The 25,212-nt window shown below is 39.9% G+C and carries 21 protein-coding genes; 17 read left to right on the top strand and 4 right to left on the bottom strand.

What is annotated here, in order from left to right; all coding sequences use genetic code 11:
• Window positions 1–42: 42 nt before the first annotated feature.
• A complete protein-coding gene (locus BGP15_RS18620) occupies window positions 43–1,275 on the bottom strand; it encodes an MFS transporter (protein WP_070564477.1) in 1,233 nt (410 codons plus the stop codon).
• 91 nt (window positions 1,276–1,366) lie between these two features.
• Here BGP15_RS18620 and BGP15_RS18615 point away from each other — a divergent pair, with 91 nt between their 5' ends.
• The 9 genes from BGP15_RS18615 (at window position 1,367) to BGP15_RS18575 (ending at window position 10,777) form a co-directional block, all read left to right on the top strand.
• A complete protein-coding gene (locus tag BGP15_RS18615; RefSeq protein WP_070563819.1) occupies window positions 1,367–1,864 on the top strand; it encodes a PaaI family thioesterase in 498 nt (165 codons plus the stop codon).
• Between the two features lie 40 nt (window positions 1,865–1,904).
• Window positions 1,905–2,327 carry a transposase gene (locus BGP15_RS18610; RefSeq protein ID WP_286751990.1) on the top strand — a complete coding sequence of 141 codons (423 nt, stop codon included), beginning with the start codon at window positions 1,905–1,907 and terminating at the stop codon, window positions 2,325–2,327.
• 101 nt (window positions 2,328–2,428) lie between these two features.
• Window positions 2,429–3,076, top strand: a complete 648-nt coding sequence (locus BGP15_RS18605; RefSeq protein WP_286770459.1) for an SCO family protein — start codon at window positions 2,429–2,431, stop codon at window positions 3,074–3,076.
• Between the two features lies 1 nt (window position 3,077).
• A complete protein-coding gene (locus tag BGP15_RS18600; RefSeq protein WP_286770458.1) occupies window positions 3,078–3,497 on the top strand; it encodes a c-type cytochrome in 420 nt (139 codons plus the stop codon).
• Between the two features lie 224 nt (window positions 3,498–3,721).
• Window positions 3,722–4,309: a TetR/AcrR family transcriptional regulator gene (locus BGP15_RS18595; RefSeq protein WP_053003616.1), complete on the top strand. Its 588-nt coding sequence runs from the start codon at window positions 3,722–3,724 to the stop codon at window positions 4,307–4,309.
• An 8-nt stretch (window positions 4,310–4,317) separates the two neighbouring features.
• On the top strand, window positions 4,318–5,643 hold the full coding sequence (locus BGP15_RS18590; RefSeq protein WP_286770457.1) for a TolC family protein: 1,326 nt from the start codon (window positions 4,318–4,320) through the stop codon (window positions 5,641–5,643).
• Window positions 5,644–5,669: 26 nt separating this feature from the next.
• On the top strand, window positions 5,670–6,827 hold the full coding sequence (locus BGP15_RS18585) for an efflux RND transporter periplasmic adaptor subunit (RefSeq protein WP_046673554.1): 1,158 nt from the start codon (window positions 5,670–5,672) through the stop codon (window positions 6,825–6,827).
• A 38-nt stretch (window positions 6,828–6,865) separates the two neighbouring features.
• Window positions 6,866–10,036: an efflux RND transporter permease subunit gene (locus BGP15_RS18580; protein WP_046673555.1), complete on the top strand. Its 3,171-nt coding sequence runs from the start codon at window positions 6,866–6,868 to the stop codon at window positions 10,034–10,036.
• A gap of 129 nt (window positions 10,037–10,165) precedes the next feature.
• A complete protein-coding gene (locus BGP15_RS18575; protein WP_286770456.1) occupies window positions 10,166–10,777 on the top strand; it encodes an HAD family hydrolase in 612 nt (203 codons plus the stop codon).
• 79 nt (window positions 10,778–10,856) lie between these two features.
• Here the strand turns inward: BGP15_RS18575 and BGP15_RS18570 are convergent, their stop codons facing one another.
• Both BGP15_RS18570 and BGP15_RS18565 read right to left on the bottom strand, forming a co-directional pair.
• Window positions 10,857–12,218: a hypothetical protein gene (locus tag BGP15_RS18570; protein WP_286770455.1), complete on the bottom strand. Its 1,362-nt coding sequence runs from the start codon at window positions 12,216–12,218 to the stop codon at window positions 10,857–10,859.
• Between the two features lie 14 nt (window positions 12,219–12,232).
• Window positions 12,233–12,838, bottom strand: a complete 606-nt coding sequence (locus tag BGP15_RS18565; RefSeq protein WP_286770454.1) for an RNA polymerase sigma factor — start codon at window positions 12,836–12,838, stop codon at window positions 12,233–12,235.
• Window positions 12,839–13,164: 326 nt separating this feature from the next.
• On the opposite strand from BGP15_RS18565, the gene lysS reads away from it, so the two are divergent.
• The 6 genes from lysS (at window position 13,165) to coaA (ending at window position 19,364) form a co-directional block, all read left to right on the top strand.
• On the top strand, window positions 13,165–14,883 hold the full coding sequence (gene lysS, locus BGP15_RS18560; RefSeq protein WP_286770453.1) for a lysine--tRNA ligase: 1,719 nt from the start codon (window positions 13,165–13,167) through the stop codon (window positions 14,881–14,883).
• Window positions 14,884–15,090: 207 nt separating this feature from the next.
• The gene (locus tag BGP15_RS18555) at window positions 15,091–16,146 is read left to right on the top strand and encodes a patatin-like phospholipase family protein (RefSeq protein ID WP_286770452.1); all 1,056 of its coding nucleotides are present in this window, start codon (window positions 15,091–15,093) and stop codon (window positions 16,144–16,146) included.
• Window positions 16,147–16,177: 31 nt separating this feature from the next.
• A complete protein-coding gene (locus tag BGP15_RS18550; RefSeq protein WP_046673561.1) occupies window positions 16,178–17,410 on the top strand; it encodes a spore maturation protein in 1,233 nt (410 codons plus the stop codon).
• A 67-nt stretch (window positions 17,411–17,477) separates the two neighbouring features.
• The gene (locus BGP15_RS18545) at window positions 17,478–17,858 is read left to right on the top strand and encodes a methylglyoxal synthase (RefSeq protein WP_046673562.1); all 381 of its coding nucleotides are present in this window, start codon (window positions 17,478–17,480) and stop codon (window positions 17,856–17,858) included.
• Between the two features lie 12 nt (window positions 17,859–17,870).
• Entirely contained in the window at window positions 17,871–18,272 is a 402-nt protein-coding gene (locus tag BGP15_RS18540) for an OsmC family protein (protein WP_070568864.1), read from the top strand.
• 132 nt (window positions 18,273–18,404) lie between these two features.
• The gene (gene coaA, locus BGP15_RS18535; RefSeq protein WP_046673564.1) at window positions 18,405–19,364 is read left to right on the top strand and encodes a type I pantothenate kinase; all 960 of its coding nucleotides are present in this window, start codon (window positions 18,405–18,407) and stop codon (window positions 19,362–19,364) included.
• Between the two features lie 2 nt (window positions 19,365–19,366).
• Here coaA and BGP15_RS18530 read toward each other — a convergent pair whose 3' ends face one another.
• Window positions 19,367–20,209 carry a mechanosensitive ion channel family protein gene (locus BGP15_RS18530; RefSeq protein ID WP_286770451.1) on the bottom strand — a complete coding sequence of 281 codons (843 nt, stop codon included), beginning with the start codon at window positions 20,207–20,209 and terminating at the stop codon, window positions 19,367–19,369.
• Window positions 20,210–20,384: 175 nt separating this feature from the next.
• On the opposite strand from BGP15_RS18530, the gene BGP15_RS18525 reads away from it, so the two are divergent.
• Both BGP15_RS18525 and gyrA read left to right on the top strand, forming a co-directional pair.
• Window positions 20,385–22,484 carry a heavy metal translocating P-type ATPase gene (locus BGP15_RS18525; protein ID WP_115048794.1) on the top strand — a complete coding sequence of 700 codons (2,100 nt, stop codon included), beginning with the start codon at window positions 20,385–20,387 and terminating at the stop codon, window positions 22,482–22,484.
• A gap of 163 nt (window positions 22,485–22,647) precedes the next feature.
• Window positions 22,648–25,212: a DNA gyrase subunit A gene (gene gyrA, locus BGP15_RS18520; RefSeq protein WP_070568875.1), complete on the top strand. Its 2,565-nt coding sequence runs from the start codon at window positions 22,648–22,650 to the stop codon at window positions 25,210–25,212.

Genomic DNA, 25,212 nt, shown 5'->3' with positions numbered 1-25,212 from the left:
CTGTAAAAAATGTCCGGGACGAAAAAAATAGCTATTTATTGACTACTCTTCCAGGTAGTCTAAATCTTTATCAAAGCTTTCTTCTAACTGGGTCAACGAATAAATTGCTATACCCGAAAGAACGACAACCATTGTAATTGCTGCTGGCACAATTCCAAATGCATTTACTAGAAGTCCATATAGCATTGTTGACGGAATGAGTGCACCCCGTACAAAATTGGGGGCCGTCGTTGCGACAGTTGCTCTAAGATTTGTACCAAATTGTTCCGCTGAGATAGTCACAAAGGTTGCCCAATACCCTACTCCTAAGCCCATTATAAAGGCAAGGCTTAAAAACTTCGTCGCGGTAATACCATCACTCAATAAATACCATAGTGAACTTCCAATGATAATTAATTGACATATAAACACCACTTTTTTGCGGGATTTTAAAATCTGTGCGAATATTCCTGCCAGTACATCCCCGATAGAAATACCGATATAGGTAAACATCACCCCTTGACCAGCACTCAGTGTACCTGCAGCCCCCAAGGCCTTACCGATCTCCGGAGCTTGAGTAACCAAAACACCGACAACAAACCAGATTGGAAGACCAATGCATAGACAGTTGACATACCGTTTTAAGCGGCTTTTATTTGTGAAAAGCATGCGAATATCCCCTTTCACAACACCCGATTTATCTTGCTCCTTAAATAATCCTGATTCAAAAGAGCCAATGCGCAACAATAGCAACAGTAAGCCCATTCCACCACCGACAAAGTAGGCCGTCCGCCAGTCAAATTCTTCCGAGACAAAATAGGCCAATATAGCGCCTAAAACACCGACACCGGCAACCAACATGGTCCCATAACCGCGTTTTGATTTATGCATACTTTCAGAAACCAGGGTAATTCCCGCCCCCAGTTCTCCGGCCAAACCAACGCCCGCTATAAAACGAATAATACCATACATAAGCACATCATGTACAAAACCATTTGCAATATTCGCTACAGAGTATAAAAGAATCGATCCAAAAAGCACTTTTAAACGTCCAAATTTATCCCCTATAATCCCCCAAAGAATTCCACCCAACAGCAAACCGCCCATTTGCATATTGAGCACAAATTCACCTTTTACCCGCATCTCTTCCGCAGGGACGCCAATATCAGTGAAGGACTGAATACGGACGATGGAGAAAATAATCAAATCATAGATATCGACGAAATAGCCCAGTGACGCAATCATAACCAGTAACCACACTTTTTTATTGGGTTGTTTTTCTTTTATTGTTGACATTTTAGGTTTTTTGATCTGTAAAAATACCATAGTGAAGCTATAAAACCAAGATTTCGAAAAATAATCCGACACATTGTTTTATTTTTGCATCATGAGATATAGTCCACTTGCCTTAACATGGCTATTACGTATTTACCCGCCCTTTCTATTTCAAGGAATCTGGGTAAAAAAAATTAGTCCTGGCTTCCAAGGTGCCAAAGTAAAAATATATAAAACACCATTCAACATCAATACCAACAAAACACTCTTTGGTGGAACAATCTTTTCTGCAGCAGACCCCATCTTCCCTATCCTAATCGACCAATACCTTCAAAAAATTGGCTTTAAGAAAACCGTTGCTTGGTTAAAATCATCACAGATCACCTTTAAGAAACCCGGCAAAACCAGCGTGGAATATTCTGTGCAACTCTCAGAGGAAATCCTTGAAGAATGTGCTCATATTATCCGCACAAAAGGCAAAGTAGTAAAGGATTTTACCCTGGAAATTAAAGATAAGTCTGGCGATCTCTGTGCCACGGTACGTTGTGAAACCTATATTCGTGACTTGAATTTTACATTCCCTTCCAGAAATCGAAATATTGAGCCATAAGAAATTAATATATTTGTCCAATTACCAAAAAACATAAAACATGAATAAAATCGCGTTTGTAGCTATCGCATCCTTGGCAATAGCAGCATGTGGAACCCAGGGAAATGGTGCAACAGGTGTAAAAGCCCTGCAAGATTCAACTATTAAGATACATGATGAAATTATGCCTCAAATCGCTCATTTCGACCGCGATGCTGTTAAGATAGATTCTATTTTGGCAAATTTAAAAAACCTAAAAACAACTAAGGCTGATTTAGACACCAATTTAACAAGAAAAGAGCTAAGCACATTGAAAGCTAATTTAGAAAGTGCTACAGACCATATGATGGACTGGATGAAAGGATATAACCCAGATTCAACAGATGTTAAATATTTTGAAACAGAGCTTCAAAAAGTAAGTGATATGAAAAAAATATTTGATAATGTTGCTAAAGAAAGCCAAGACAAATTAAAGAATTTTTAAATCCAAAAATTCAAATAACACAGTCCGCCCCTCTTTAGGTTAACATTAAGTTGTTCGTGTAAAGATGGAATCAAGCTTTAACAAACAAAACTATTAAATACATGAGATCCATAACTAAATTTTACTGCGCAACTGGTCTTTTACTCGGTTTATTTTCCTGTAAAAACAATAGCCAGACAAGCTTACCCATCTATGGCGAAAGAGAAGCTGTAGAAAAAACAGTTGATGGAAAACAAATCGTAGATACAGTCTATCATACTATTCCGCCTTTTAAACTGCTCAATCAGGATAGTACAATGATTTCAGACAAAGATTTTGAGGGTAAAGTATATATCACCAACTTCTTCTTTACCCATTGTCCAAGTATCTGTCCAACGATGAATCGCAACCTATTAAAGATATACCAGCAATACAAGGATAATGAAGAAGTTCGTTTCCTGTCCCATAGTATAGACTTTAAATACGATCAACCCTACGTACTGAAAGATTATGCCAATAAATTGGGTGTAACCAATAATCACTGGCAATTTGTTTCGGGGACTAAAGCAGAAATATATGGCCTAGCCAATCAATACCTGGTTTATACCGCTGAAGATAAAAATGCGCCTGGAGGTTACGATCATCAGGGGTACCTTGTCTTAATAGACAAAGATAAGCGAATTCGGGGCGCCTACGACGGTACAAATGATGAGCAAGTAAAAAAACTGATGAACGACTTACCTTTACTCTTGAGCAAGGATAAAAAATAACATGCACATTCTCTTAAAAACAGGTATAACAATTGGTGCTATTTTAGCGGTCTTGATAAGCTGTCAGCATGAAGTTGATATCAAAACTGCGCAATATGCGGTCAACGGTCAAAAGGTATACCGAACACATTGTCAAAATTGTCATGGAGAGAAAGGTGAAGGATTGGGCAATCTCTATCCGCCCCTAACCGATACCACCTTTCTGCAAACTCATCGTAAAGATCTTGCTTGCATCATCAAGCACGGAACTTCTGGTGAACTTGAAGTTGCGGGTAAAAAGTTTAATAATACCATGCCCGCTTCAAATCTTTCCGCAATTGATATCGCTTATGTATTAACCTATATCGATACCAAGATCAACAAAGGGAAAAATTTATATCCTTTGGAAGATGTTGAGAAAAGTTTAAAAGGTTGCAAATAGAAAAGCGGTGATTTAATCAAATCATCGCTTTTCTATTTGCGATCCTTCACCTCTACCTCCCCTCCACCGATCAAAAAAAAATAAAAATACGAAAACAATTTCATCTCTTTTTCCTTATTGTATTATTGATTCAAATCGTTTTATATTTATTGATTTATAACAATATTCTGACATTTTTGATCCAAATTAATCGTTAATTTTGCAACCGAATGAACGTTCGATTGATGAATTCCAATGAAAAAATTGCGGCAGTATTTGCCAGCACACTAAAACTTATACAAACAAACGGCTTCCATGGAACGCCGATGAGCAAAATCGCACAAGAGTCTGATGTAGCAATTGGGACTATCTACCATTATTTCCCGTCAAAAGACGATCTAATTTTTGGTTTGTTCAAACATTGTAGAACACTACTCAATGAGTATATTTTTGATGGTATAAAAGATGATTTCGACTATAAAGACTCATTTTTTCATATTTGGCGCAACTTTGTCAAGTTCTATCTAGAGAACGGGCACATCTTTAGTTTTTTTGAGCAGTTTTTTTCCTCCCCTTATTACGAGAAGAACAAAGCTGAGATACAAGAACCTGTGGGGGGGCAAAACAAAGTTGTTGATTTTTTACAGGAAGGCATTGATCGAAAAATTTTGAAGCAGGTAGATGTCCATCTTTTGGTGGCAAGTTACATTGGCGTGGCACTATCAACTGTTCACAGCATCAAATTTAAAGATCTCAAGTTTTCCGAACAAAATGTGGAGGACTTAATGGGGATTATTTGGGATGGGGCTATTAATAGAGAAAAAAATAATTAATTACATATATGAAGTTTAATAAAATCGTTTATTCCTTAGCGGCCCTATCGCTTTTGAGTAATACAGGATTTGCACAACAGCAATCTGAAAACTTGCCGGCAAATGCAACACTTCAGCAGCTGATTGATTACGCCTTACGTAATCAAATCGCTGTAAAACAAGCGCAATTGGACGAGACCATCGGTGAAAAGGATATTGACATCTCTCTTTCAGGTTGGTATCCACAATTGGGTCTAAAAGGAAGTTATAATTATAATGTTATTGTTCCATTAGCAAATATTGGCGGAAATAATATCAAAATGGGGCAGAACAATGCAAGTGCATTAACGCTTCAAGCGGATCAACAGATCCTAAATCCAGAGCTAATGCAGGCGAAGAAAGCGGCAGAATTGGTACGTCTTGGCAATAAACAAAATACGGAGAACAAAAAGATCACCGCTGTTGTAGAGGTCAGCAAAGCCTATTATGATATCCTAACTTCGGAAGAGCAGATCAAGATTGTACGAGAAAATATCGCTCGCCTCCAAAAACAATTGAAAGATGCAAAGTCTCAATACGATGTGGGCTTAGTCGATAAGACCGACTATAAGCGAGCACAAATTGCTTTGGCAAATTCGAATGCAGACGAGAAAAGAACGGTTGAGCTTCGCAAATATAAATACGAATACCTCAAACAATTGCTAGCTTTGGATAAAAGCAAAAATTTGACGCTATCCTTTGACAATAGCAATATGGAATCAGAAATTTTGTTAGACACAACTGCTGGAATAAATGTCTCTAATCGAATTGAATTCCAACAATTGGAAACATCCAAAAAAATCCAGCAGTTGAGCACGCAATACTATAAATGGACATATTTACCAAGTGTAAGTGCTTTTTATAATTACGCTTTCAACTATCGAAATGATAAATTTAGTAAACTTTACTCCGATAATTTCCCGGGTTCAGTTGCCGGCCTAAATGTTTCTTTTTCAATTTTCGACGGATTTAAACGTAAAAAACAAATCAATAAGTCCAGATTGCAGGAAGAAAGAATTGACTGGAACATCAAAAATTTAGAAAATAGCATTAACACAGAGTATTCGCTGGCAAGAGCAACCTATAATGCTAACTTAAATGATTGGAAAACAGCTAAAGAAAATGTGGAACTCTCCAAAGAAGTATACGAGACCATCAAACTTCAATATGACGAAGGTATCAAAACTTACCTCGATCTAATGACAGCAGAAACTGATCTCAAAACAACGCAACTTAATTATTTGAACTCCCTCTATGCACTATTATCAAGTAAATTAGATGTTCAGAAAGCAGTTGGGGCAATCCACACAAATTAATCAATAAACGGAAACTAATACAAATCATGAATAAAAGACAATTATTATTCGCTTTCTTCCTTGGGACGGCATTAGTATGGACCTCTTGTGGAAATAAGGATGCAAAAAAGCAAGGTGCAGCACAGGCTCAGGCTGAAAAAGTTGTTCCTGTCAGCTTTGGCGTAGCATCACATGAGATTGTTACAGGTACAATCAGCTATCCAGCAACAGTCAAACCGTTGAACGAAGCAGATCTATATGCGGAAGTAAGCGGCTATATCACCAAAATATATGTTTCTGACGGCGCAGTAGTTTCCGCAGGACAAGCGCTTTATGAAATTGATGGAACACGCTACAATGCGGCTGTCCAACAAGCTAAAGCAAGCTTACAGGTAGCACAAACGGATTTGGACCGGCAAAAAAGAGATCTAGCGCGCTACCAAACATTAGCCGATAAAGATGCGATTGCGAAGCAGGTATTTGACAATGCAGTTTCGAATGTAGCCGCTTCGCAGGCACAGGTAGAGTCTGCTCGTGCAGCTTTGGTCACCGCGAATACAAACTTATCGCGTTCGACCATTCGGGCTCCTTTTAGTGGTACCGTAGGAATATCACAGGTACGTTTGGGCGCCTTGGTCAATCCAGGTACGACCCTATTGAATACCTTGTCTTCAACTAGCCCAATAGCTGTTGAATTTCAGGTAAATGAAAAGGATATTACCAAATTTACCCAACTGCAAAGTAGCCATTCATCATCCGATCTTTCTCTTGTATTGCCAAATGGAAGCACTTATGAAGGCAAAGGAACGATCACAACCATTGACCGCGCAGTTGACCCTGCAACCGGGACGATCAAAGTGCGCGCTACTTTCCCGAACAATGCCAACGAATTGCGGGCTGGTATGAATATTACGATGAATGTATCGACAACCTCAGCTACGGAAGAAGTTGTGGTTCCTTACAAAGCCGTTTTCGAACAGCTTGGCGTATTTAACCTCTATACCGTAAATGATAGCAGTAAAGCTGAAATTCGCCAAGTAAAATTAGGTATTAAAGCCGGTGACAAAATTGTGATCAAAGAAGGTGTTAAAGATGGTGAGAAAATCGTTGTCGATGGTGCCATGAATGTCCAAAATGGAGTTAAAGTAGTTGACGCTGCTGTCGCTGCCCAACAGGCGGCAAAAGGCGCTCCTCAAGGAAAATAACACCATTAATTTTTTAAAGAGAATCTAAAAGATATAGAATGATTTCAGAAGTATTTATTAAGAGGCCAGTTACCGCAATCGTTATTTCGATATTGATTTCAATTATCGGGATCATTGCAGTATCTACATTGCCAATTAGCCAGTATCCTTCTATTGCACCTCCAACAGTAACGGTTACGGCCAATTACACGGGAGCGGATGCACAGACGGTTGAACAAACCGTGACTACTCTTATTGAGAGTCAGATCAATGGTACACCTGGCATGATTTATATGTCGTCCAATAGTACGTCAAATGGTCAAGCAACAATTACCGTGACCTTTGAAGTGGGAACAGATATTGATATCGCGACCTTAGACGTCCAAAACCGCGTAGGAATTGCTGAACCAGCCCTTCCGGAAGCGGTAAGACGTTTGGGGATTACAACCCGTAAAGCCAATAACGATATCTTGATGTTGGTTGCTTTAACTTCACCAAAAGGAACTAGAAGTGAAAATTTCTTGGCCAATTACAACAACTTATACGTTAAAGATGCACTTTTGCGTGTGAAAGGCGTCGGTGATGTAACGGCTTTCGGGCAACCATTCTCGATGCGCGTGTGGCTTGACGCAAATAAATTAGCCAACCTGAGCATGACTCCTGCTGATGTATCCACAGCAATTGCCGAACAAAACTCCCGTATACCTGGTGGTAGCGTTGGTGGACGTCCACAAGAGTCTTCGACGGTATTTGAATATCCGATCATTACCGATAGTGATCTTTCAAATCCCGAGGACTTTGAAAACATCGTTGTAAAAACCAATAAAGATGGATCTATCGTACTCTTAAAGGATGTTGCGCGTGTTGAATTGGGTCAATTTAATTATGGTACATCATCTACCGTAAATGGTATGACTTCATCTGCGATGATGATCAATCAAACCCCAGGAGGAAATGCCGTAGAATCCGCAAAAGGTATTGTCGATGCTTTGGAAAAATTAAAGAAATCTTTTCCAACGGATGTAGATTATACGATCAGTTATGAGACGGTGTCGGTTGTGAATGCCTCTATTTCTTCGGTTATCCACACCTTGGTTGAAGCATTGATTCTGGTAACGGTCGTGGTATTTTTCTTCCTTCAAAGCTGGAGAGCAACATTAATTCCCGTACTGGCAATCCCCGTATCCATCATCGGTACTTTCATCTTCTTCCTAATGTTTGGCTTTTCGGTCAACAACCTGACCATGCTTGCCTTTGTATTGGCCATCGGTATTGTGGTGGATGATGCCATCGTTGTGGTGGAAGCCGTCCAGCACTATATTGACCATTATAAACTGGATGCAAAAGAAGCGACACGTCGTGCCATGGGCGATATCACTGCTCCGGTTATTGCAATTGCATTAATTTTGGCTGCGGTATTCGTTCCGGTTGGTTTTATCCCTGGAATGGTTGGTAAATTATATCAACAGTTTGCAATCACCATTGCAGTATCCGTTATGCTGTCTGCATTTATCGCACTTTCGTTAACCCCAGCATTATGTTCAATTTTATTAAAGCCGACAGCAGTACATGAAGGCGCTAAAGGTTTGAATAAATTTTTCTACAAATTTAATATTTGGTTTGAAAAAGTGACCATCAGGTACTCAAATGGTGTAAAACAGGCTATCAAAAAAGCACCACTGGTATTGATTATTCTGTTATGTATTTTTATCGGAACAGGCTGGATGTTTACAACCAAACCAACTGGATTTATTCCTTCAGAGGATGGTGGTGCATTTTTCGCCGGTATTACATTGCCAGAAGGTTCTTCTTCTGCGCGTACAAATGAAGTTCTTAAAGAGATTGAAGCCGATCTACACAAGACATTTCCAGAAATCAAGTATGTTACTGCAATTTCCGGTATCAATATTTTGAACCGCGCGTTTAAATCCAATGGTGCAACAGTGTTCGTTTCGCTTAAACCTTGGGAAACCCGTACACGCACGGCAAACGATATCGCTGGTATGATTATGGGTAAATACCAGGGCTATACCAAAGCAAGGGTGTTGGCGGTAACGCCACCAGCAATTCCGGGTCTAGGTACATCTGGAGGTTTCTCTATGCAGGTACAGGATTTACAGACGGTAAATATCAAAGATTTCGAAGCGACAGTCGGCAAATTCTTGATGGCTGCCAACCAACGTCCAGAAATTGGCATGGCTTATACCCTATTTAATACCAACTCTCCCAACTACAAATTGGAAGTGAACCGCGAACAGGCAAAACGCATGGGCGTGCCTATCTCCAGTATTTATTCGACGATATCATCCTATTTGGGTAGTAGCTATGTGAATGATTTTACAAAGTATGGTCGTAGTTACCGTGTCGTCACACAAGCTGATATCCCGTACCGTATGAATATTGAAGACATCAACAAATTGTATGTCAATAATGTGTCGGGAAACCCTGTACCTATGGGTACGCTGGTTAAGTATGAATTGATGACTATGCCTTCGATCATCAATCACTACAATATCTTTAGAAGTGTAGAGATCAATGGTAGTTCGGCCCCTGGTTACTCATCAGGAGATGCTTTGAAAGCCTTACAAGAAGTAGCTGCACAAACATTACCAGAAGGTTTTGACTATCAGTTCTCCGGTCTGTCGTTGCAAGAGATGCAATCGGGATCAAAAACTGTCCAAATTTTTGCGTTGTGTATCCTGTTTGTGTTCTTGCTTTTAGCCGCATTATACGAAAGTTGGTCTGTACCATTCTCTATTTTATTATCTGTTCCTTTAGGTGTATTTGGGGCCATATTAACCCTAACATTAATCCCTACATTGGATAATAACATCTATGCGCAGATTGGTCTGGTCACCATCATTGGACTTGCTGCTAAAAATGCAATTCTAATTGTGGAGTTTGCTAAGGAACGGGTTGATATTGGGATGAACCTTTATGAGGCAACGTTGGATGCTGTAAAATTGCGTTTACGCCCAATTATCATGACTTCCTTTGCCTTCATCTTGGGGATTATTCCATTGATGCTATCCCATGGAGCTGGAGCAATTTCTCGCCAAACAATCGGTTGGACGGTATTTGGTGGTATGACTGCAGCCACACTCCTTGCGATCTTTATCGTTCCAGTGCTATTCGTTGTGATTACACGTATGGCCTACGGTAAGAAAAAATTGGCTGAATTAGAAGCTAATTTCGATGAAGAGAAAGCGAAAAATTTAAGTTCACACTAAATATAGGCTGCCTCTGTGAATATTCAACACGGAGCTAACAGTAAGAAGCCTTTCCTTGTAACACAGGAAAGGCTTCTTTTTGCTCGTCCAATTATATTTTTTTATTTTTACTGCTCATTATAAAAATATATGTCACCTGAATCACAACGAAAATTTGAATTACTAAACCTTCTCGCCGAATCCTATGACGCGCTATTATTTGATGTCGATGGTACCCTAGCTGATAATATGGACGCACATAAACAAGCCTATAAAGCTGCAGCCAAACAGTACGGAGTCGAGTTGGACGTCAATTTGATTGATGAAACTGCCGGCTGGCCCACGGTTGCTGTTGCAGAGGAAATCAGCAAACGCTATGAGGTAGATTTCGATTATCAAGAATTTTCCACACTAAAGTCTACTATTTTTCGAGACGAGTATGTTTTCAAGACGAAACCTGTAGATTACGTTGTTGAACATCTAAAATATCAGAAAGGTAAAAAACACATCGCTGCCGTTTCAGGGGGAACCAGAACAACCTTATCCATGACATTAACCACCATTGGTGTATGGGATGATTTGGAAACACTGGTTTGTGCTGGAGATACAGCTGAGGGAAAACCTTCACCACAACCCTTTCTTTTGGCAGCTGCTCAATTGAATATTGCTCCGGAAAAATGCCTAGTCTACGAAGACGGGATCCCAGGAGTTGAAGGTGCGAAAGCCGCAGGGATGGGTTGGGTTCGCGTTGATGAACTTTAATAAATCCAGATTTGCAGCCGATAAAAAAGCCGCAGCAAACTTCAAGTTTACTGCGGCTTTTTTTATAACATTATGCTATTTAAAAACTAGTAATTATTTTCACTCCCCCGTTGCTATAGTTCAAATCGGATGATTTCAAATTTCCGATTGGAGCTTTATAATAAGGCTCTACAGAAATGGATAATTTTCCAACTTTCTGTTTCCGACCAACTGAAAAATTAATAAAGCCGTTCACACCTTTATCATCAACATTTTTGTCTTGAGATTTTTGTCTGTACTCCGTATTATTTGTTTCATAGATCGTTGCGCGTTCCTGATCCAATACACCAACATAGGATACACCGACTGAGGTATAGAAATTCTTGTTTATCGCGTATCTAACATCCAATGGGATATCAACTGTTAGGATTTTACCTGAAACCCGTTCATTACTCTTTGCATCTTTTGCATCTGCTGCCCGCATCGCAAAGGAATTATTCAAATTCGATTGAGAAATATAATTTGGCGCATCTGCATTAAGAGAATTTGATCCCATTGCAGGAGTAATGGGTGAATTACCCGAAACAGCTCCATAATGTTGAATGGAAGCTCCTGAACGAAGACTTACTTTGCTCGAAATATTATAGGCTAGCGCGACCCCACCACCGAGCGTTATGCTTTCCGATGTAGAGGCTGGGGATACAAAAGCGCCCATTTCCCATTTTTTATCTTGAGGAATGTTCGTGTGAACAACACTAGTTCTTGTTCTCCCTTGTTGCGCATCATACAATTGCGCGAGTTTTACAGCGTCACGTTGCGTTTGATTAACAGGCGGGATTAGCCCTGAATTGGTCGATGCAATAACGGTTTTATTCGTCAACGTGTTATTTGTTGACGCGCTTGCCCGTTCCGCTTCATTATCAGGTACGCCAACCTGCGCTGAAAATGAATTATTTTTCAATTGCATGGACTGCAGTCTTCCTAAATCGGCTGATACAGTCACATCCTGCCCCTGCATTAATCGCCCAGCACCTAATACCAAGTGGTGATTACCCAAACTTTCTGTCGGATGAGCCGTTGGTACAGAATAGGTATAGGGCTTTTGCAGTGCTAATACCTCTGGACTTAAAGCCCTACCGCCCCTAATATCCGATAATGAACGCTGGATGGATTCTTTTAAATCTTTGTTGTCGCCTAACACATCTTCCTGTTCCGGCAGATGTGTTAACACTACTTCTGGTAAATCAGTCTCCACATTCTTCTTTAGCCCCCAATACCCCACACCAAAACACAATAACACGGCCGCAGCAGCACTCCAGTATTTCCAATTCGAAGAACGATGTGCTGAAACGCCATAACTTGAGGCAAATTTCTCCCAGGAACCTTCTTTATAAGGTAGTTCATGGTCTTTTAATTGTCCAATGATCTCTTCTATCAATTCCTTTTTCTTATTGTCTTTCATCGTAACAATACTATTTATCTTATTTCTTGAACTACGCCTGTATAATCCAAGTATAATTTTCTAAGTTTTTGTTTCGCTCGCGTCAGATAAGTCCTTGACGTACTATCTGGTATGTTAAGCATTTGGGCTATTTCATCATGTGAATACCCCTCAATCTCATAGAGATTAAAAATAGTTTTTTGAATTTCGGGGAGCTGATCGAGCAGACGCATAATCTCATTGACCTCTAGTCGACTGTCCAATTGTACTGCCGGAGTATGCATATCCCCTTCTCCTAAATCTTCAACCGAATAAAACTGCTTTTTACTTCGTAAAAAATCAATCGAAATATTGGCAGCAATTCGTCCTATCCAGGCTCTAAACGATTTTTCGAGATTTTCATCATCAATATCCCTATTAAATGACTCCAATTTCCGGAACACCCTAACAAAGCTTTCATTCACAAGCTCTTCCGCATCCACGTCCTGTTTTACATAACGAATAATAATAGCCATGAGATAACCATAATACTTCTTATAAACGAAGGCCTTGCCATCCTCACGATCGCGTAAGCAACGTTCTAAAGCATCCTGTAAAGATGATAGCTCCTTGTTATAAAAATATGACCGAATTATACCCACTTAAACCATTTAATTATTAAGTTTCAAACTTAGACAAATTGCCTTTCATATGCAATCAATAGCACATCCTATGTAAACAATCTATCGAATCCTCCCCTTCATGATGAACGTCTTTTTTCGAGGAGATTACGAAATTAAAATTATAAAACTCAACATCAAATAGTCGAATGTCCCCTTGTAATAATATCACTATTTAACTATTTTTATCCATATAACGAAATGCCATTTCCTTTCGCTACAGCGTTTTCAAAAAAAATCCATAAAAAGAATTGAAAAAAATGGCTATTTTTGCGTGATTTTCACATTTTAAATATTATTCATACCGAATGAGTACTGTATTATCCGAACAGGAACAACTTAGAAGACAAGCGATGCAATCGTTGTTGGATATGGGAATTGATCCATTTCCAGCAAACGAATTTGTCGTCAATGCACATGCTGCTGATATTTTAGAAAATTACGATAGAGATAAATTGAATTATAAGAACATCACCATTGCGGGACGTATCATGAGTCGTCGTGTGATGGGTAGTGCTTCATTTTTTGAAATTCAAGACTCCACCGGACGTATTCAAGCTTATATAAAGCGTGACGATGTCTGTCCTGATGAGAATAAAGACCTTTACAATGTAGTTTTCAAAAAGCTATTGGATATTGGCGATATCGTTGGTATCAAAGGCTATGTCTTCACGACACAAACCGAGGCCATTGCAGTACACGTAGAAGAATTTACTGTTTTATCCAAATCACTGCGCCCCCTACCTGTTGTTAAATCGGCAGAAGGTAAAACTTTTGATGCCTTTACAGATCCAGAACAACGCTATAGAATGCGTTATGTAGATTTGATCGTAAATCCAAGTAACAAAGACATATTTATCAAACGTACGAAGCTTTTCAATGCGATGCGTCAGTTCTTTAACGACGCTGGATATATGGAAGTAGAAACACCGGTCCTGCAATCCATCCCAGGCGGTGCTGCAGCACGTCCGTTTATTACACACCATAATGCTTTAGATATTCCATTATATCTTCGTATCGCCAACGAGCTTTATTTAAAAAGACTAATCGTTGGTGGATTTGATGGTGTATACGAATTTTCTAAAAACTTCCGTAATGAAGGAATGGACCGTACCCACAATCCAGAGTTTACCGCAATGGAAATTTATGTAGCCTATAAAGACTACAACTGGATGATGGACTTTACAGAACGTCTGTTAGAACATTGTGCGTTGGCTGTAAACGGTACAACTGAAGCTACCTTCGGAGAACATAAAATTGACTTTAGAGCACCGTATAAACGGATATCGATGACAGATTCCATTAAGGAATTCACTGGATTTGATATTACTGGAAAATCTGAAGACGAAATCCGTATTGCCGCCAAAGGAATGGGCATCGACGTAAACGAAACCATGGGTAAAGGCAAATTGATCGATGAAATTTTCGGCGCAAAATGTGAAGGAAACTACATCCAGCCAACATTCATTACAGATTATCCAAAAGAAATGTCTCCTTTAACGAAGAAGCACAGAGATAATCCTGATTTAACCGAGCGTTTTGAGCTGATGGTTTGTGGAAAAGAGATTGCCAATGCTTATTCAGAGCTTAATGATCCAATTGATCAACGTGAACGATTTGAAGATCAATTACGTCTTTCTGAAAAAGGTGATGATGAAGCCATGTTTATTGATCAGGATTTCCTACGTTCATTGGAATATGGAATGCCGCCGACCTCTGGACTTGGAATCGGTATGGACCGTTTAATTATGTTCTTGACCGATAATGCGTCAATCCAAGAAGTTCTTTTCTTCCCACAAATGAGACCTGAAAAAGTCGCCAAAGTAGCAGAAGTAAAAGATTATGAGGACCAAGGCATTCCTGCGGCCTGGGTTCCTGCTTTACAAAAAATGGGTTTTACAACCATTGAAGCTTTAAAAGAAGCGAATCCGAACAAGGTTTTTAATGATCTTGGTGGTATGCGTAAAAAACTGAAACTAGATATCAATATGCCAACGAAAGACGAAGTATTTGCTTGGTTCAATTAAATCGGTATCTATGCTAGCTAAAAAAGCTGTCTCAAATTTTATTGAGGCAGCTTTTTTTTTTTAGGGCAAATTTGTAAAAGTATTTACAAATAGATTCGCTATGCATTGAAGCACAGGATCGCTGACAATTGTCACCAATATATGACTCCTGCCAATTGTAGACATTTATTATATTTACATATCGTTAACTAAATCAGTTTTTAGCTTATGAAGAATATTCTCGCGCTTGACGGCGGTGGTATCAGGGGTATCATTCCTGCAATGGTTCTTGTGGCTCTCGAAGAGAAGTTGCAAAAGCAGACGATGGATCCTAATGCACGGATTGCCTCCTACTTTGACTTTATTGCAGGTACAAGCAGCGGCGGAATTCTAACGAGCATTCTCTTGTATCCAGAAGAAGGCAATCCCGCGCATCCTAAATTTTCAGCTCGAGATGCGTTAAACTTATTCGTCAACCATGGAACTGAAATTTTCACGGCCTCCAAATGGCGTCGATTTCTGAGTGGATTTGGTCTGGTCAGTGAGCTGTATTCGTCGAATCCATTATCGAATGTCCTGGATGAATATTTTCAAAATGCACAATTGAGCCATCTTATCAAACCATGTATCATCACTGCATATAACATCGAATTACGGAAAAATCATTTTTTCAGGCAGCAAAAAGCAATTACGCATGGCGAAGCACGGGATTTCTACCTCAAAGACGTCTGCAAGGCGACATCCGCTGCGCCCACATTTTTTCCTGTTGCAGAGATCTATTCCCTTTCAAAAACAAGATATCCGTTGATTGATGGCGGTGTGTTTGCTCAAAACCCCTCCATATGTGGTTTACTTGAAGTTTTAAAGGCTTTTAACAGCACGCAGATAAACGACATGTTTATGGTATCCTTAGGTACGGGGATGTCAAAGACAGCTTATAACTACGAACATTTTAAGAAGAAACTTGCTATACAAATCGGCCCCGCTTTAGTTGACATTATGACAAGTGCATCTTCCGAGAGTACCGAATTTTTTATTCGGCAACTATTCCAAAATAATGGCAAGCAACAAAATTATCTGCGCATAGAGCCTTCCAACTTGTCTAGTATCAATGCGTCGCTAGATGCAGCCTCGCCCAATAATATACAGAAGTTGATTTCCCTATCCGATAAAATGATCAGTGAGCACGAGGATACATTGGATTATATCGTTGCACACCTCATTAAGGAAAAGAGTCAAAATAAGAAGAAAAATCCATGGAGCCAGTTGATGGATAAGTTCTAAAAGATTACTTTTACGCATATTTTAAATCTATATGGCATTAAACTACGTTTGGGTTGCATTTTTTTTAATCACATTTGCCGTAGCCCTTGTAAAACTAATCTTTTTCGGAGATACGGAAATCTTTCAGCAAATTGTAAATTCAATCTTTGACAGTGCAAAAACGGGGGCGGAAATCTCTTTAGGGCTGATCGGCATGATGAGTTTTGCCCTTGGAATTATGAAAATTGGCGAGAAAGGTGGTATGATCAATATTTTTGCAAAAATCGTGGGCCCTTTTTTCCATAAACTATTTCCGGAAATACCCAGAAATCACCCAGCACTTGGCTCAATTCTGATGAATTTCTCGGCTAATGCGTTGGGATTAGATAATGCGGCAACGCCATTGGGCCTTAAAGCGATGAAGGAACTCCAGGAGCTCAATCCCAATAAGGAAACCGCTACCAATGCACAGATCATGTTTATTGTCCTCAATGCATCTAGCTTAACCCTATTGCCTATTTCAATTATGGCTTATCGGAAGGAAGCTGGTGCTCCAGACCCTTCAGATGTATTTCTGCCAATTTTGATCGCAACCTTCTTTTCCACATTGGTGGCTTTGATTCTCGTTTCCATCTATCAAAAAATCAATTTATTTAACCGTGTAATTCTTGGATACCTGGGTGCAATGGGATTATTTATCGGTGGACTACTTTATTACTTTTCGGGACTGCAACAAACAGAAATTGAAATATTCAGCAAAGTATTTGGTAATGTTATTTTATTCAGCTTATTTACCTCTTTCATAGGTTTGGCTCTTTTCCGTAAAGTAAATGTGTACGATTCATTTATTGAAGGTGCCAAAGAGGGCTTCGAAGTTTCTGTAAAAATAATCCCCTATCTTGTCGCCATGCTTGTTGGTATTGCGGTATTTAGAGCATCAGGAACGATGGACTATATGGTCGCTGGAATTTCCAAAGCCATCGCATTATGTGGTCTAGACACATCTTTTGTAGACGCTTTACCGGTAGCCTTTATGAAACCGCTTAGCGGCTCCGGTGCACGTGGACTTATGGTCGATTTGATGAATGCCAAAGGTCCAATGGACTTCGCAGCCAGGGTTGCTTGTGTTATACAGGGATCGACAGAAACTACTTTTTATGTCCTCGCCGTATATTTTGGTGCAGTGGGCATAAAACGTACTAGGCATGCCTTACCATGTGCATTATTAGCCGAATTAGCCGGTGTAATCGCAGCAATAATTATCTCATACATATTTTTTAAATAACATACTTATACTACAGAAAGGTCTGCTGTTATAACAGTGTCAACTATTTACAAATTATTATATTGTGATGAAAAAAACAATCGCACTAATAGCCCACGACGGCAAAAAACCTGAAATGGTCGCATTTGTCAAAGACCACCAGGAATTATTGGAGCGCGCCAATATCATTGCCACAGGTACTACAGGCTCTTATGTCAGGCAGACAGGACTGCCTGTAGAATTAAAATTAAGTGGCCCCATGGGTGGTGATGCACAGATCGCAGCTTTAGCCGCCGAAAGAAAAGTGGACGGCATTATTTTCTTTCGCGATCCACTAGGAAAACATGCACATGAACCAGATATTCAAATGCTTATGCGTGTATGTGATCTTTACAATGTCCCTTTGGCAACAAATCCTGCAACTGGAAGCCTTATCATTGAAGGTCTATTAGAAGACGTTGAATCCTAATTTCTATCGCTTATGGACAATGAAGTAATCGTTTCAATAGGGAAAATCCCCTATACAACGACAGTACAATACGGAAAGCATCAAATAACGGTCGATGAACCTGAAGATATAGGCGGTGAAGATCAGGGCATAAACCCTACTCCATTACTGTTATCATCCTTAGGGAGTTGCAAAGCCATTACCGTCAAAATGTATGCGGACCGCAAAAATTGGCTCCTGGAAGAAGTACAGGTGCGTTTATCTTATGAGGTGCAAACAAGTGAGCAGCAGCAAACGACCTATATACAATGCTTTATCAGCTTTAAAGGAGATCTAGATGAGGTGCAAAAGCAGCGGTTGTTCAAAATTGCTGAAAAGTGCCCCGTTCATAAGATATTATCAAATCCTATTGTAATAACTTCAAATCATTTATAATGTTTCTTGGGATAACGGATAACACTAATTATATTTGTCCGCGCAAAAAAGACCTTTAATAGCTCCTAGAATCGAATAGAAAAGGTTACTTGTCCTGCAATATAGATAATTGGAATAAAAATAAAGCAAACAATGCAATTGGATCCACAAATAGCAATAGACTCGCCTTTTAGATCGATCAAACGTGAAGACTGGAAAAATTTAAACGGAAAAGTATTGCACAATTTCAGTGTCGAAGATCTGGAAAATCTCCATGCACTGAATGAACCCTTGACAAATCAGGAAATAGAAGAAGTCTACTTTCCCTTGAGTCATCTACTTGAGATTCATATTGATCGTTTCCAAAGTCTTCACCAGCGAACAAACCGCTTCTTTGGCAAGGAAGTGAGCAAACTGCCTTATATCATCGGTATAGCTGGGTCGGTTGCTGTGGGAAAAAGTACGACAGCCCGTGTGCTACAACGTGTGCTTAGTCTACTCCCGTCCAAACCGAAGGTCGATTTGGTGACCACAGACGGTTTTCTTTACCCGAATCAATATCTTATCGAACGTGGTATTCTAAACCGAAAAGGCTTTCCTGAAAGCTATGATGCTAAAAGATTGATTCATTTCCTTTCAGCAGTGAAATCAGGAGCTCCAAAAATTACGGTTCCAGTATACAGCCACCTGGTCTACGACGTGTTGCCGGACGAACAGCAACAAGTGATTGAACAACCCGACATCCTTATTGTAGAAGGGATAAATGTATTACAAGTCAATTCCCAGCGACCACGAAAGGGACATAGCGTATTCGTTTCCGACTTTTTTGATTATTCAATCTATGTACATGCCAGCGAGAAAAATCTTATTGAATGGTATACCAATCGATTTGAGTCACTGCGTGCCACTGCATTTCAAAATCCGGCTTCATTTTTCCATAAATATGCTAATATGACAGCTGATGAAAGTCACACCATGGCTGTAAATATCTGGAACGAAATTAATAAGCCCAATCTAATTAAAAACATTTTGCCAACGAGATATCGCGCCGATCTTATTTTGGAAAAAGGAAGCCACCACTTTGTTAAAAATGTCAAAGTAAGAAAGATTTGACCCTACAGTCTCGTAAACTGCAGGATTTCATTTAATATGCTGCTTTGTACCTGTTGATGTACTTTATTGCTGGACGAGATTGCACTAACCTCAACTTTATACTTGATATAATCTTTAGTCATATCGGCGACCTTAATTGTAAAACCTTGGGAATGATCTAAATTTGGATTTTTTTGTAATAATGGACTTAAATACTGTTCCAATTCCGCCACTGCAAACGAACGATCAATCGGCAATTCGAATTTTACAACAATTTTATTTGACTTTTGGGAGGTCTTATTGACCAACGTTGCAGTAAACACCAAATTATTGGGAATCATCACAGCGTCGTCATCTTCATCGCGCACAACCAGATTAGCCAACGTGATATCCACGATTTTCCCCTGATATTCGCCGATTTTTATGCGATCGCCTACAGAAAACTGATCCGAAAACATAATAATCAAACCAGATATCATATTCGTGATGTATTCTCTAAAAATCACAGCAATAGCCATTGCGACAATTGTCATGCTGGTGATAAAATCTTTTGGGTTAATCCCAACCGCTATCATTAGGCTGACAATAATGAAAAAGACATTGCCTACCGTGGCGACACGCGTAATTCCGAGCACAAAATTACCCCGTACAACCTGCTGCTCATTTCGGCTATTGTATAGTTTTACAAGGATAAAATGACCAATGGAGATCAGGACACTAGCTGTTAGAAAAGTATTTAAGCCGTATGCCATATTCTGGATGATCTCCCGCTGCTTATAAAAGGTTTCAAACTGAACAAAGGATGCCGTTAGCGCAATTAACAATATAATTCGGACGATAAAAGAAATTGAAATCGGTTTTGTCATTTTTACACAAGCTTAAGTTGTCTATCTAGTCAAATTTAATGTTCTCCCATCACTATTCACGATATTTCATGTAAAATGGCTTCAAACAGGCTTGCTAAACTAAACAATTTTACTTTACGTAAAAAGCATTATCAGGAAATAGCTATCTTTGCCTAAAGACATTACATGCTATTAAATGAAGGAATCGAACGTGCAAACTGAACTTAACGTAAGCGGAATGCACTGTGCAAATTGCGCTATTTCAATCCACAAATACCTAGAAAACAACGGTGCTAAGGATATCTATGTCGATTTTGCATCAGATGAAGTGAAATTTTCGGAGATACCGCTGGAACAAATACCTGTGCTGGTCAAAGGCATTGAGTCTTTGGGTTACAAAGTTATGGAGGGTAAGGATAAGAAACCTAGCTTTTGGAAATCTATCGAGCTTAAGTTCCTCTGCTGCCTCATCTTTACGATACCCTTGTGGAGTCACATGTTTACGAATTTACCTATTCTGCATGATCCCTTTATCCAACTCGCGCTTTGTGCCCCAGTTTACATCATTGGTTTTTCCTATTTTGGCATCAGTGCATTTCGTTCCATCTGGAACAAAATGCCCAATATGGATGTACTCATCTTTATTGGATCTACAGCTGCTTTTGCCTATAGTCTCATTGGAACATATTATAATCTAGGACATGATTACCAGTTCTACGAAACATGTGCAACAATCATAACATTGGTATTTTTGGGAAATGTCCTCGAAAAAAGAGCCGTTACCAAAACCACATCAGCCATCAAAGAGCTGGTTAAATATCAAGATATACCCGCTATCAAAATTGAAAATGACCAAGAAGTCGAGCTATTAGCCCGAGAAATTAAATCCGGTGATATTTTAAAGGTAAATTCTGGAAATCTCATCCCCGCTGATGGCGATATTTTGGAAGGACAGGCTTGGGTGGACGAATCTATGCTAACCGGAGAAAGTCTACCTATTGAAAAACTTAAGTATGATGCCGTCATTGGCGGTACCTTACTAACCGAAGGAAATATCAGAATCGTGGCGACCAAAGTTGGGTCTAAAAGTGTACTGTATCAGATTATCCAATTAATTAAAGATGCGCAGAGTAAAAAGCCACCTATTCAAAAATTCGGTGATAAAGTAGCCGCTTATTTCGTTCCAATCGTTGTGACGATATCATTTTTCACTTTTTTTGTTACTTATTTTATCGCACAATTGCCGCTGCAGCAATCCCTCATGAATGCCATAGCTACCCTTGTTGTATCCTGTCCATGCGCTATGGGGCTAGCCACACCTACTGCTGTCATGGTTGGCCTGGGAAGAGCTGCAAAAAGTGGAATACTGATCAAAGGCGGAAGCACCATCGAGGAGATGTCCGATCTCAAACAGATGGTATTTGACAAAACGGGGACCCTAACGACAGGCGATTTTAATATCAAAGCGATTCAGACCTTTGGTATCGAACAATCGCAAGTCGAATCGATCATCGCACAATTGGAGAGTTATTCGAGCCATCCGATCGCCAAGTCGATCCGAAAACAGCTCAAGGAGATAAAATCTTACCGCATTATCTTTAAGGAAGTCAATGAAATAAAAGGGAAAGGAATCTTTGCGACCGACACAAATGGAAATAACTACTCCATTTGCAATGCAAAACTTGGCGAAAAAGATTACTCTAATCGTTATGACCTTACCTTAACCATCAATGGCGTTGTAATTGCAGGCATTGTCCTCGAAGATCAAATTAAGCCGTATGCAAAGGAACTCATCCAATACCTCAAAGATAAAGGCATACGGCCTATTCTTTTGAGTGGAGATCGACAAAGCAAATGTGAACGCACAGCACAGAAACTTGGTATTGCGGATGTATATTGGGACAAATCGCCAGAAGAAAAATTAGCAATCTTGTTCAAACTCAAAAAGAATGGCCCTACCGCAATGGTTGGTGACGGTATCAATGACGCTCCCGCATTAGCTGCTGCCGATGTTGGCATCTCGCTTGGCGATTCGACACATATTGCCATCCAATCGGCAAAGGTGGTTTTATTAAACAATGAGCTCAAATCTATTGAAAAGCTGCTGGAAATTGGTCACCATACCCTATTGACGATAAAGCAAAATCTCTTTTGGGCGTTCGCGTACAATATTGTGGCCATACCGCTTGCCGCGGTTGGCTTTCTCGGACCTATGCTTGCCGCCCTTAGCATGGCCTTTTCAGACTTAATTGTCATCGGCAATTCGATTCGGCTCCGCTTTAAAAAAATCAAATAAAAAGGATACCCCATAAGTACCAAGACAATCCATAAAAGATTGTCTTTTTTGTGTATATTAGGGCTTAAATCACTCGCTTTTGAGGTTAAATTTTTGTAACTTCGCATGCGTGGCAAGCCAGTTTAGAGGGCTTGCATACTAGTTTTATTGAAACCAAATTCATATGGCTGAAGAAACAGAAAACGACAACAATCTTGTTCCGGCAAACGACCGGATTATCCCAATTAACATCGAGGATCAGATGAAGTCTGCCTACATTGACTACTCCATGTCTGTCATTGTATCAAGAGCACTTCCTGATGCGCGTGATGGCATGAAGCCAGTACACAGACGTGTTCTTTATGGCATGCTGGACTTAGGGGTTACCAGTGGCAAGCCTTACAAAAAGTCTGCCCGTATCGTTGGTGACGTATTAGGTAAATATCACCCACATGGTGATTCATCCGTTTATGACACCATGGTTCGTATGGCTCAAGATTGGAGTTTACGTTATCCTTTGGTAGATGGTCAAGGTAACTACGGTTCCATCGATGGCGATCCACCTGCGGCGATGCGTTATACGGAGGCAAGATTAAAGAAAATTGCCGAGGAAATGCTATCTGATATCAACAAAGATACGGTTGATTTCCAAAATAACTTTGACGATTCCCTACAAGAACCAACAGTCCTTCCCACCCGTATTCCAAATCTCCTGGTCAACGGAGCTTCGGGGATTGCAGTGGGTATGGCTACAAATATGGCCCCACATAACCTATCCGAGGTTATCGATGGTACAATCGCTTTTATTGATAATCGTGATATCGAGGTTTCGGAATTGATGCAGCACATCAAAGGTCCAGACTTCCCTACAGGTGCATTAATCTACGGCTATGCTGGGGTTCAAGATGCTTGTAATACAGGTCGTGGCCGTATTGTTATGCGTGCAAAAGCTGAAATAGAAGCAACCAAATCGGGTAGAGAGCAGATTATCGTCACCGAAATTCCTTATCAAGTGAACAAGGCGAATATGATCGAGCGTACAGCCGAATTAGTTAACGAAAAGAAATTAGAAGGAATTTCTGCTATTCGTGATGAATCTGACCGTACCGGGATGCGTATTGTGTACGACATCAAGCGCGATGCAAATGCAAATGTTGTTTTAAACAATTTGTTTAAATACACAGCGCTACAAACTTCATTTTCAGTAAACAACATTGCTTTAGTTAAAGGAAGGCCAATGCTATTGAATCTGAAAGACATGATTCATGAGTTTGTAGAGCATAGACATGAGGTAATCGTTAGACGTACACGCTATGAGCTGGCGGAAGCTGAAAAACGTGCTCATATTCTAGAGGGGTATTTAATTGCCTTGGATCATTTGGATGAAGTCATCAAGTTGATCCGTAATTCGGATACTCCGGAAGATGCACGCCTTGGATTAATGGAGAAATTTGGCCTATCCGATCTTCAGGCTCGCGCGATCCTTGATATGACCTTACGTCGTCTAACAGGACTGGAACGTGATAAGATTAAAGAGGAATATGCTGAATTGATGAAAACAATTGACTATTTAAAATCGATATTGGAAGACGAGGGACTTCGTATGAAAATTATCAAAGATGAGTTAATTGAGATCAAAGAAAAATATGGTGACGAACGTAGATCCCAGATTGTACACTCTGCTGAAGATATGCGTATGGAAGATTTTATTGATGATGAAGAAATCGTTATCACAATCTCCCACAACAGTTACGTAAAACGCACACCATTATCCGAATACAAACGTCAGGGTCGCGGTGGCCGCGGATCAATTGGCACAAATACACGCGAAGAAGATTTTACCGAACATATCATTACAGCGTCGGCACATAATTATATGCTGCTATTTACAGAGGCAGGTCGCTGTTTCTGGTTGCGTGCATTTGAGATTCCTGAAGGAAGCCGTACTTCTAGAGGTCGAGCACTTCAAAATATCATCAACGTTCCAAAAGAAGAGAAAATAAAGGCCTTCATCCTGGTGAAGAACCTGAAAGACCAAGATTATTTGGAAAACAACTTCATTATTATGTGTACCAAAAAAGGTACGATTAAGAAGACGTCTTTGGAAGCCTATTCTCGTCCAAGAGCAAACGGTATCAATGCCATCAATATCAATGAAGGCGATCAATTAATTGAGGCTTGTTTGACTACTGGAAGCAGCGAAATTGTCATGGCACTGCGTTCTGGTCGTGCAATTCGTTTCAATGAATCTACGGTTCGTCCAATGGGCAGAACGGCAACAGGTGTACGTGGTATCACCTTGGCAGCGGAAAGCGATGAGGTGATTGGCATGATTAGTGTGAATGATTCGGAAACTACCGTGTTGGTCGTTTCTGAAAAAGGATATGGAAAACGTACAGATATCGAGGATTATCGCGTAACGAATCGTGGTGGTAAAGGTGTGAAAACAATCAACGTCACCGATAAGACAGGTGAACTTGTTGCAATTAAAGGCGTTACGGACAACGAGGACTTAATGATCATCAACAAATCTGGTATTGTTATCCGCATTGCTGTAGAAGAGTTAAGAGTAATGGGACGTGCAACACAAGGTGTAAGGCTCATTAATTTGAAAGATAACGACGAGATCGCGTCTATTACGAAAGTCGATCGTGAAGAAGAATCTGAAGAAGAGTCTGAACTGACCGAAGAGTCAACGGAAAATGGTGATTCGACTTCTGAAGAAAACACGGACTCAAACGAAGAATAA

Origin of the sequence: Sphingobacterium sp. 40-24 (assembly GCF_001899705.1) — a bacterium.
In the GTDB taxonomy this organism is placed as follows: Bacteria; Bacteroidota; Bacteroidia; order Sphingobacteriales; family Sphingobacteriaceae; genus Sphingobacterium; species Sphingobacterium multivorum.
This window is presented reverse-complemented; position numbering and strand designations above follow the sequence as displayed.